11 protein-coding genes and 1 riboswitch are annotated in these 10,167 nt (G+C 54.2%); of the genes, 7 read left to right on the top strand and 4 right to left on the bottom strand.

Annotated features, from left to right (window positions below):
• Window positions 1-174 precede the first annotated feature (174 nt).
• Both AC3WJN_RS21560 and AC3WJN_RS21555 read left to right on the top strand, forming a co-directional pair.
• Window positions 175-330, top strand: coding sequence for a hypothetical protein (locus AC3WJN_RS21560; protein WP_007786033.1), 156 nt, complete (start codon window positions 175-177; stop codon window positions 328-330).
• Between the two features lie 189 nt (window positions 331-519).
• Window positions 520-801, top strand: coding sequence for a WYL domain-containing protein (locus AC3WJN_RS21555; protein WP_235694640.1), 282 nt, complete (start codon window positions 520-522; stop codon window positions 799-801).
• Between the two features lie 501 nt (window positions 802-1,302).
• Here the strand turns inward: AC3WJN_RS21555 and AC3WJN_RS21550 are convergent.
• Window positions 1,303-1,455 (bottom strand): hypothetical protein, encoded by a 153-nt coding sequence (locus AC3WJN_RS21550; RefSeq protein WP_155808555.1) that lies wholly within the window; start codon window positions 1,453-1,455, stop codon window positions 1,303-1,305.
• Between the two features lie 237 nt (window positions 1,456-1,692).
• Here AC3WJN_RS21550 and rsgA point away from each other — a divergent pair, with 237 nt between their 5' ends.
• The 4 genes from rsgA to AC3WJN_RS21530 all read left to right on the top strand — a co-directional run bounded on the left by rsgA (window position 1,693) and on the right by AC3WJN_RS21530 (window position 6,683).
• Window positions 1,693-2,778 carry a ribosome small subunit-dependent GTPase A gene (gene rsgA / locus AC3WJN_RS21545; protein WP_007786029.1) on the top strand — a complete coding sequence of 362 codons (1,086 nt, stop codon included), beginning with the start codon at window positions 1,693-1,695 and terminating at the stop codon, window positions 2,776-2,778.
• 139 nt (window positions 2,779-2,917) lie between these two features.
• Window positions 2,918-3,019, top strand: a riboswitch (purine riboswitch).
• Window positions 3,020-3,357: 338 nt separating this feature from the next.
• A complete protein-coding gene (locus tag AC3WJN_RS21540) occupies window positions 3,358-3,948 on the top strand; it encodes a xanthine phosphoribosyltransferase (RefSeq protein ID WP_007786027.1) in 591 nt (196 codons plus the stop codon).
• 31 nt (window positions 3,949-3,979) lie between these two features.
• Entirely contained in the window at window positions 3,980-5,287 is a 1,308-nt protein-coding gene (locus tag AC3WJN_RS21535) for a nucleobase:cation symporter-2 family protein (protein ID WP_005835584.1), read from the top strand.
• Window positions 5,288-5,648: 361 nt separating this feature from the next.
• Entirely contained in the window at window positions 5,649-6,683 is a 1,035-nt protein-coding gene (locus AC3WJN_RS21530; RefSeq protein WP_051353931.1) for a chymotrypsin family serine protease, read from the top strand.
• Here the strand turns inward: AC3WJN_RS21530 and AC3WJN_RS21525 are convergent.
• The 3 genes from AC3WJN_RS21525 to AC3WJN_RS21515 form a co-directional block, all read right to left on the bottom strand.
• Window positions 6,673-8,403, bottom strand: a complete 1,731-nt coding sequence (locus AC3WJN_RS21525) for a protoglobin domain-containing protein (protein WP_007786024.1) — start codon at window positions 8,401-8,403, stop codon at window positions 6,673-6,675. The genes AC3WJN_RS21530 and AC3WJN_RS21525 overlap by 11 nt on opposite strands.
• A 182-nt stretch (window positions 8,404-8,585) precedes the next feature.
• Window positions 8,586-9,011, bottom strand: a complete 426-nt coding sequence (gene fosB, locus AC3WJN_RS21520) for a metallothiol transferase FosB (RefSeq protein WP_007786020.1) — start codon at window positions 9,009-9,011, stop codon at window positions 8,586-8,588.
• Between the two features lie 191 nt (window positions 9,012-9,202).
• Window positions 9,203-9,433: a hypothetical protein gene (locus AC3WJN_RS21515; protein ID WP_007786017.1), complete on the bottom strand. Its 231-nt coding sequence runs from the start codon at window positions 9,431-9,433 to the stop codon at window positions 9,203-9,205.
• 141 nt (window positions 9,434-9,574) lie between these two features.
• Here AC3WJN_RS21515 and AC3WJN_RS21510 point away from each other — a divergent pair, with 141 nt between their 5' ends.
• A complete protein-coding gene (locus AC3WJN_RS21510; protein WP_005836623.1) occupies window positions 9,575-10,087 on the top strand; it encodes a DL-endopeptidase inhibitor IseA family protein in 513 nt (170 codons plus the stop codon).
• Window positions 10,088-10,167: the final 80 nt, after the last annotated feature.

Raw genomic sequence — 10,167 nt, 5'->3', positions numbered from 1 at the left:
AACGCTTAGTCATTCAAGAATCCCACCCGTACACCGCAAGGTGGAAGGCTTGCGGCTTTAGCCGTGGGAGTCTCAAGTTCAATCTTTACGTGCACAGAGTATCGGTCACAGAATTGTAATACCGCCGCCGTCAGCTTTTGAATTGGTTCAGGCTTTGGATAGGAGGATGGCAATATGGGAAACAAGTTTTTAATCGATCTTCGAATGGAGAAGCTTGAAGATGTCGCAAAAGGTATCCTTGCCATACCGTCTGTAACCGAGGCTGAACGTAAAGAAAGCGATGCGTTGTTAAAAAAGTTGATTCTAAATTCGAAGGAAAAAGTGAAATAGCAGCCTGGCCACTAAAGGTGGCCGGGCTTTTTTGTGCAATACCGCACCGTCTCTTTTGAAAAGAGGCTCATCCAATTGTCGCGAGCCGAAGAGGACGCAGCCATAACGATCCCGGTAGCAAGCAGGGAAAAAAATCAATTTGCGAACATGCGTTCTCTTGTGTTAGGATGTTTTCAACAGCAGCTAGGCATGGGGCGACGGCTGCGCGTCCAATCAATCATGTCTTTTCATGAGGCGGTGACAGCTTTGGTGTTGGCGGATTTGAAAAAGTACAGAGACAGACAGCAAGCGGTTGAGATCATTTATTTGAACAAGCGGGGCCAGACGAGCAGGCGAATCATCCGGATTCTTTTGCTGGATGAGGATAAGGGGCAGCTCAAGGCGTATTGCTATACGAGAAAGGCTTGTCGGGTGTTCGCGATTGCCGGCATTTTGGCGCTCGCGCCAGTTGCCGGGCAGTTTGTGGGGTGAGGTGGCAGGTCACGGGAGGTCGCGAGGGTCAGGAAGGGCAGGGAAGTCAGCCAAATGGTTAGATGGCTGGACAGTCAGGAAGTCGGAAAGTCGGGCGGCCGGAAGCGGAAGTCATAACGGCCGGGGAGTCGGAAAGCCGTGCAGTTGGACAGTCGGAAAGTCGTGCAGCCGGACAGTTGGAAAGCCGTGAAGCCGGAAAGCCGGAAAGCCGTGCAACCGAACAGCCAGACAGCCAGAAAAGCTGCCCCTCTGACACCCCGACCCCGAGGCAGTCAGCTCCCCTCCCCACCAACGCCATCCTTTTCACCCATCCTGTTCCAAAAGTGTTAGCCAGCTTGTGGTATAATGAAAGTGAACACAGTATTCCCCTTAGGGGCGGAGAGGGCGTGGACGCTGATGGAGTACGTTATTCTCATCGTCGTTTTTCTCGTAATCGCAGTGACTCTCTTTTCGATCAGAGCCGTCGCAAAGAGCGGAAGGAGACGCTCGTATTCGTCGTCCTCAGACAGTGGCGGAGCCTTTTATGTGGACAGCGGCCATCATCACCATCATCGCCACCACGACTCGGATGGATATGGATGCAGCCACGACAGTGGCGGTGGAGACAGCGGAGGCGGAGGCGGCGGTGGAGGTGGAGACTGAGGCTTTTTCCATGCCTCCTGATGTGTTACAATGATTGGGAAAAAGTTGATTCCAAACCATGAATGGTGCGGGCTTGAAAAAGGAGAGATGTATTATGGCAAACATCAAATTCGTACAGAGTGTAGGAACGTCCGTCGCAGGAATCCTCCTTTCAAGCGAACAGTAGCACCGTTCAAAAAAATGAGGATTCGACTGCGACTGGTTTTGGCGTAGGGCCAATCATACAACCATTTGCAGGGGGAATCCGTTTTGAATCACACAACCAATCAATCTGTTTTGCAAACTTTGGGCTGGAATGAGCATTTTGCCAATCTGTTCGCCCCTTATGCCGAGCAAGGCTACAGCGTGGGCAGAATCACGCTGGAACATAAACGCATTTATCGTCTGTTGAGCGAGCACGGCGAGCTTTTGGGCGAAGTCACGGGCAAGTTGCGCTATGAGGCGACTGGCCGCGAGGATTATCCGGCGGTAGGAGACTGGGTCGTCATCACGGCGCGTCCCGAGGAAAAGAAAGCCTCGATTCATGCAGTGCTGCCGCGCAAGAGCAAGTTTTCCCGCAAAGCTGCGGGAGACAGCGTCGAAGAGCAGATCGTGGCTGCCAACGTCGATACCGTATTTTTAGTGAATGCCTTAAACAACGATTTTAATATACGCAGGATGGAGCGCTATCTCATCCTCGCCTGGGAAAGCGGAGCCAATCCGGTGATCGTGCTTTCAAAAGCCGACTTGTGCGACGATCTGGAGCAGCGCATCGCGGACGTAGAAAGCGTCGCGATTGGCGTGCCTGTGCACGTAGTCAGCGCAGAGCGGGGAGAAGGGCTGGAACAGCTTGCCCCGTACCTGGGGTGTGGCCAGACAGTGGCGCTCATGGGGTCCTCTGGTGTCGGCAAGTCTACCTTAATCAACAAGCTGAGCGGAGCAGAGCAGCAAAAAGTAAACAAAGTGCGCGAGGGAGACGATCGCGGCCGCCATACGACTACTCACCGCGAGCTGTTCCAGCTTCCGGACGGCGCTCTCATGATCGACACACCGGGCATGCGCGAGCTGCAGCTATGGGAAGCGGATGAGGGGTTCCGCGGAGCATTTGACGATATCGAGCAACTGGCGGAAACGTGTCGATTCAACGATTGCCAGCACGGGCGGGAGCCAGGGTGCGCCGTTCGGGCGGCGATTGAGGACGGTTCGCTGGAAAAAGCTCGCTTCGACAGCTATTTGAAGCTTCAGCGCGAACTGGCCCATCTGGCTCGCAAGGAAGATGCAAGGCTGGCAGCAGCAGAGAAGGACAAGTGGAAAAAAATCACCATGCAAGCGCGAAGCAAAAAGCCGAAGCGATAAAACGCAAGAGTCCTCGGACAACCGGGGGCTCTTTTCGTTTGGAGACAGGGCAAGCGCGCGGCTCGACTTTCAGAAATTTACGCTTGATTCCAGCAAGCCAGTTGTGATAGATTGGGGCAAGACCCAGCAATCGTGCTGGATAAACCGCATACGAAGTGCTCGTATAATTTTGGGAATAAGGCCCAACAGTTTCTACCGGGTGACCGTAAATCACCTGACTACGAGTGAAATCGCGTTCCATCGACTGCGCTTATCGCTGTTTCCTGTTCCATGTGACAGGAGAAAGTGGGTCGTCTGGTCGAAAGGACGCTGACACGCTTTTTTGTGGCGTGTTATACCTGAGGGAGAAAAGCCCCGAGGGACAGTTTCACTTGGCGTTGGTTTTATCACCTGAGCCTGCCTGTGACCTGTCCGTTCGGGGCTTTATTTTTTTTTTCGTCGATGGAATCCAGAAAAGTGGATATCGACAAAAAGGACAAGCGCCGTTCGCCCGAACAACTCGGCGAAGCGAAGTGTTCTCATTTGGTTGGACTAGCGTCGTTTGCTGGCACGCTAGAGTTGATGGAGGAGGAAGAAAACATGAAAGAATTGCAAGAACGCATCGTACAAGACGGCAAGGTGCTGTCCGCATCCGTGTTGAAGGTGGATGCGTTTTTGAACCATCAGGTAGACCCCCAATTGACGATGAAGATCGGCGAGCGTTTCGCCCAGCTTTTTGCCGACGAGAAAATTACGAAAGTCTTGACGATCGAGGCGAGCGGCATTCATTTTGCGCTGGCGACGTCGTTCGCTTTGGGTGTGCCTTTTGTGTACGCGAAAAAGAAAAAGGCAGTGACGCTGACAGAAGAGGTGTACTCGGCTCCTGTCCACTCCTTTACCCGCCAGGAAACGTATCAGATCAGCGTGTCCAAGCAGTATTTGTCGCCGGATGACCGCGTGCTGATCGTGGACGATTTTCTCGCGACCGGGGCTGCGCTGATCGGGTTGACCCAGATTATTAAAGACGCCAACGCTCACCTGGTCGGCATCGGAGCCGTGATCGAGAAAAGCTTCCAGGAAGGCCGTAGATTGCTGGAGCAAGCGGGTGTCCGCATTGAGTCTTTGGCGCGCATCGCGTCCATGTCTCCAGAGGGCATTCAGTTCATTCAAGCGGAAACTGTCCGTGTCTAAATCCTATTACTAGAGGAGAGTAGAATACCTCATGCTATCCAAACAGAAGATAGTTACTTTAGGTCTGCAGCACGTACTTGCGATGTATGCGGGTGCTGTCGTCGTACCGCTTATCATTGGCGGGGCCCTGAACCTGACTCCTGCGCAGATTGCTTACTTGATCGCCGCCGATTTGTTCACGTGCGGGATCGCTACGTTGCTGCAAGTCATCGGGACGCGCTACACAGGGATTCGTCTCCCGGTTGTGCTTGGCTGTACGTTTACTGCCGTAGGTCCGATTATCGCGATTGCCTCCACGAGCAATCTGGCCACGGCTTATGGAGCGATAATCGTCTCCGGTCTGTTCGTCGTCTTGGCTGCTCCGTTATTTGGCAAGCTGCTGCGGTTTTTCCCGACCGTGGTGCAAGGCTCTGTCGTGACCATTATCGGTCTGTCGCTCATTCCTGTGGCGATGAACAACGCCGCCGGTGGACAAGGCATGCCGGACTTCGGCTCTCCGCGCAACCTGCTGCTCGCGCTCGGAACATTGGCTATTATTTTGTTTATTAATCGCTTCTTTACCGGATTTATTCGCGCGATTTCCGTCTTGCTCGGCCTTGTCGTCGGGACAGTCGTCGCGTACATGATGGGCATGGTCAGCTTCGCCAGCGTGGCGGAAGCGTCCTGGTTCAGCGTAGTCGAGCCGTTTTACTTCGGCGCGCCGCAATTTTCGATTGTGGCGATTGTGACGATGATCTTGGTCAACATCATTAGTATGGCAGAGTCGACTGGCGTTTATTTTGCGCTCGGAAAAGTAACCGAGACGAAAGTAACGGACAAGGACGTCGTCAAAGGCTTGCGCGGCGAAGGAATCGCGATTGTTCTGGGCGGCATTTTCAACGCGTTCCCATACACTGCCTTCTCGCAAAACGTAGGGCTCGTTTCCTTGACAGGGATCAAAACCCGCGACGTCATGATCGGGGCTGGCGGATTGCTGGTTGTGCTGGGGCTTTTGCCAAAGCTGGCTGCGCTGACGACGGTCGTCCCCAATGCCGTATTGGGCGGCGCGATGATCGCGATGTTCGGGATGGTAGTCGCATCCGGAATCAACATTTTGTCGCACGTAGATCTTCGCCAAAATGAAAATCTGCTGATCGCCGCTTGCAGTATCGCGGTCGGCCTCGGCTCCGCCGCTGTGCCGAGCATGTTTGACCAACTGCCGACCATGGTGAAAATGATGCTGCAAAACGGTATCGTGACAGGCTCGCTGACAGCGGTTGTGTTGAACATTTTGCTGGTGCATACGAATAAAAAAGTCAACCAGGCTGCCGTGCCAAGCACGATCTCGGAAGCGTCCTGATCGGCTTAACCAAAGCTTCGACAGCTTCACTCATACATGAACCGCCATTCTCTCGCTTGCGTGCAGAGGATGGCGGTTTTTTCGCTTCTACAAAGTGACGATGGCATCCGAAAAATTGCAACCGAACGAGAAGGGGCAGGTCGCATGGGACATGTTTGTCGGGGAAGTGAGGTTTTGTGGAAATGGGAGGCGGGGAAAGCAGGATAGCAAGGCAGCAGCAAGGCAGCAGCAAGGCAGCAACGCATCCACTAGCCAGCTCATAAAAAAGGCTCTCGCGAGGTTGGCAAGCGTCCAACGGTCTTGGCCAAGTCGGACATAGGATGGCTATGTACGAAATCACTTGGGAAGGACAGATGAGTGTATGGCTACCTTTCGAGAAGCGTTGAGAGCCAAGAATCACCTGGTGAAGAGGTGGAAGCGGATGCCTGGTGTCATGGGGATCGGCGTCGGATATGTAAACGGCAAGAACAGCAAAAAAGGAGCTTGCGTCGTACTGTACACGCTGGACGCGAGCGCGGCGGTGAAAAAAGGCTGCCCGAGCTGTGTCGCCGTCAAACGGAAAAAGGGCGGGAAAAGTCCGAGAATTACGTCGCACATCGCGGTTCCCGTGCGGACGGTTACCTCCGGCAGATGCACTAGCCATCAAAAGCTGCGCTCGACTGCCAACTATCGCCGGAGAATCCGTCCGGTGATAGCGGGCGCAAGCGTCGGATATCCCGGGGCTTCGGGGACTGCGGGCTTGATCGTGACAGGAGCGATCCGCCGCGCCCAGCGTTTTTTGCTGAGCAACAACCACGTTTTGAACCGGAACAACTCGGGCGGCTATTCCGAGACGATCCAGCCGGGAGGGGCGGATGGCGGGCGTTCCGGGCGCGATCGGATTGGACAACTGTACCGCTTCGTCCGGCTGCGGAAAAATGCAGTGAATGAGATGGATGCGGCACTGAGCATTCCCACTTCGAACGACCTGCTCGCTCCGCGCTATGCGAAAATCGGCACCGTTCCGGGCTACGTCCACTCTTACGCTATCGGGAGCCGCTTGAAAAAGGTCGGCCGCTCGACAGGCTTTGTCAGTGGCATCGTGGAATCCACCCACACGGACATCAACGTCGATTACGGCGACTACGGCGGTCTGGGAACGATCCGCTTCCGCAACCAGACGGTCATCAGAAGCGCGGCGCCGATTTCGTTGCCGGGAGACTCCGGTTCGGTCTGGCTGACGGCAAACAATTACGCGGCCGCGGTCAACTTCGCAGGCTCCGCCGATGGCAGACTGTCGATCACGTTTCCGATCCACAGGGCGATGCGCGCCTTTGGGGTGCGTGTAGCGCAGCCAACGACGGCTCCGTCCAGAAAACGGGGCAAGCGCCGCAGACGGCGAAACGTCAGGAAGTGACCTGCAGCTCGGAAGCGAGATCATCCAGACAGGCGAGCACTTCGTCCGAACGCGCTTCGAGGACGGCAAAGGCCATCTCCGCTTCCTTTTGCTTGCCGGAGGAAGCGAGCGTGTAAATGTGGCGGATAGCTTCGTGAAACCGTTTGTGTGGCTCTGCCAGTCGGCGGAAGGAAGCAAGCGAGCTGATCGCCTGGTTTTGTTTCGCTTCGTCGTACCAGACGCCCAGGCGGCAGCGGTGATGGTCGACGAGATCCTTTTCCTCGATCGTATGATAGCCGAGCAGGAAGTTGTACACCCACCATTTCCACAGGAGATGATCGGTCTTGACGATGCGCAGGCTGTGCTTCGTTTTTAGACGGGCCACCTGGCTGATGCTGCCTTTGTGCAGGCTGTTGATGCCTGCCCCGATTTCGTAGATGTTTTTTCCGGCGTGGGAGACGTGGTTGAAAATCTGCTCCATATTGCTCTCAACCTGGGATATGCGCATGTAAATATCTTCGGTAGAGGCCGACTGTTCTTCTGTCAAAGAAGCGATATGTCCGGTCGCATGCCCCACTTGCTCGACATTTTGCACAATCTCTCCCAACAGCTCGATAGCTTCGCGTGTTTGCGTCGCTTTGTCGGTGAAGTGGACGCCGAGCAGCGCGGCTGTTTCCTTCACCTGATTGGCATCTTGCCGGACGGCTTCCATCGTGCCGGAGATGCTTTGCACGGATTGCTTGGTTTGTTCGGCGAGCTTGCGCACTTCTTCTGCGACGATGGAAAAACCTCGCCCGTGCTCGCCTGCCCGAGCGGCTTCAATCGACGCGTTTAAGGCGAGCAGATTCGTCTGATCGGCGACGCTGCGGATCACCTGCACCACCTGGGAGACGGCTTCGATGGAACTCATCAGGGAGGAGATTTTTGTCTGCATCTCCGCAAATTCCTCCGCCATGGACAGGAAGCTTGTCAGCGACGTCTGAATGATTTGTTGGCCCGCAGTAGCCTGCTCTATGGTCGTAGAGGCATTTTCTGCTACCTGGACAGCGGATTGGGCCACTTTTTGCACCGATTCTGACAATTGCTCGGCCGCCTGTCTGACATTACCCGCCTCCACCGTGGTTGTGTCGAGAGTATCCAGCACATGCTTGATTTTGTCGATTTGCATGACCAGCTCCAGGACATTCCCCAGCCGGTCAATGACTTTATAATCGTTATCCTCCTGGTACGCTTCCAGAACGATCTGGGAATCGAGAGTGAGCAGCTTGATTAAAGCCAGCAAAGTCGAGGACAACTCGTCCGGCTTTCTGGCATACGTGTCTACGATGGCGGGAATCAAAAATTCGTACAGCCGCATGTAAGAGCCGGTGTACCATTCCGGGGCAAGTCCGATTTTGCTGTGGACTTCCCCGATTTTTTCCCGTCCTGCTACATAGGCTTCGTTCAGTTGGGCGTCGGGAAGCGATTGCAGGTAATGGCGAAAAGAACCTGCAAGACGGCCCACTGTCGTATTCGCTTCAATGATTTTCATCAAATTCGCATAGTGGCCGAGCATCTGGTAATGACGCTCAGTAATGGCATCGAGATGCTCGGTAATGAGCGGTTCGATTTGTGCGAGTCGTTTGAGATCCTCGCTGTTCATTTGCAAAAAGTTCACCTTTGCTCGCAACTGCTCGGTCATCTGAATATCGCTTTCCTGAATCGGGGCAGTCTGTGATCGCGCCCAACGCTTCCCAAACATAGAATCCCTCCGCTTTTTTATGAAAAACTGACCGATTCTTGACGCAGAAGAGGCCAGTTGCTGTAATGGAAATAGGTCAAACTGCCTACCTGATTATACCATTTAAGGAAGAATTGAACCTGTGGAACTACTGGGAATTTGTGAAATGTTTATGTAAGTTATGAAAAAGATCGAAAGCGTTATCAATCGAAAAACGTCATATGCGGCTTTGCTTCCCGGTAATAGGCGAGACGATCCTGCAAGTTGCCTGTGTGCAGCTCGAACTTGTGCCCGTCGGGGTCTGTGAAATAGAGGGAGCGCTTGTCCCGCTCATCGCGCTCTCTGCCGGGGAGAATGTGGACACCGTGCTGCTCCAGATGGCGCTTCCAGTCTGCAAAGGCTTCTTCGGCAACGGAGAAGGCGATATGGGTGTAGGACAGGGCAATTTCGTTGCGGGGGATGTCGCGCTCTTCGTTCAACGCCAGCCAATAGCCGTTCCAGTCGAAGTAGGCCAGTTTTCTGCCGCGAACGAGCGGCTTGGCGCCGAGTACATCGCGGTAAAAACAAAAAGAACGCTCCAGGTCGGAAACAGAAAACAGGAAATGGTTGATTCCGGTCAATGGCTGCATGACATCGCCTCTTTCGCTTTTTTGAATGTACCTTCTTGATCGTGATGAGATCATTGTACGTCAGCGAGACGACTGTTTGCCATGGCAGAACAGCAGGGCCGACGAGCAATAGGCTGCCCTTGATTGGCAGCAAAACAGGCAGCCCGATAGCATCCGGTCTGCCTGTTTTGCCTTTTTGCGAAGCAGTATGCTTACGACTGGGATTGGCCTTGCTGCGCTTGCCCCTGTGTTTGCAGCGTGGACTGAACCTGCGACACCATTGTTTGCGCCTGGGCAATTTCCTGCGAAGCCTGTTTCAGCGCTTCCTCGGCGAGCTGCGGATTGGCAGCGGATTGCTCGATGGCTTGCGTAATCATATTTTTCGCGAGAGTGGTCGCCACTTCGGCTTTTTTCAGCGAATCAGTGTTGATTTGCGTTGGCATGTCAGTTCCTCCTTGGGCAGAAGATTGGTTTGGCACACCGTTATAATTTCTCCCGTTTGGCCGCGATTATGTATGAAAAGGCACGTGCCCAACCGTTTGCAGCGCAGGCTGCATACCTTTGTAGGAGGGGAGGAATGGGTGATGAAGAAAAAGTGGGTAGGGGTTGTCCGGCAGGCGGAGCAGGCTTTTTGGACCATTGTGTTTTCGGCACAGCGGCGAGTCGGGGAACGGGGCAGAATTTTGCCCAAGCGGTTTAATTCGAAAAACAAAATTCGTCGGTTTTTGACCCGGTTCATGACGCCTTGCCTCGCGAATCGCGTGATCGGCAACCTCGATCTGAGACGGATCAAGGGACGGCTGGCCGTTCCGGTAGGAGATGGAATCGGTGCGGCGCCGATTGTCAAATCACAAATTTTGAAGAAAAGCGAGAGGTGCGTGACGCTCGCTGTCTGGTTTCAATTTGACCCGAGCGACCGCTTTTTTCTTGTCTACCAGTTGAAAAAGCAGCCGGATGGGCGCTGGATCGTGGTAGGCCGCCATCCGCTGGACTATCCGTTCAATCGGCCTGGACAGCTTTTCCGGATAGTGCCTGGCTGTTGCAAGCCTTGTGTGCGGGGATGCAAGCGGGTGAGAAGGAGGGTCCGGCGAAGGTGAGCGTGGGGGAGGGAAAACAAATTTTTGGAGAGAAGTGGTAACATTTTGCGCCTGACTTCGTTTGTATGAAAGGGAGGTGG

Source organism: Brevibacillus sp. FW306-2-1A-C05A, from assembly GCF_058781555.1.
Note: the sequence above shows the minus strand (reverse complement) of the source record. Positions and strands in the feature narration are given on the sequence as shown.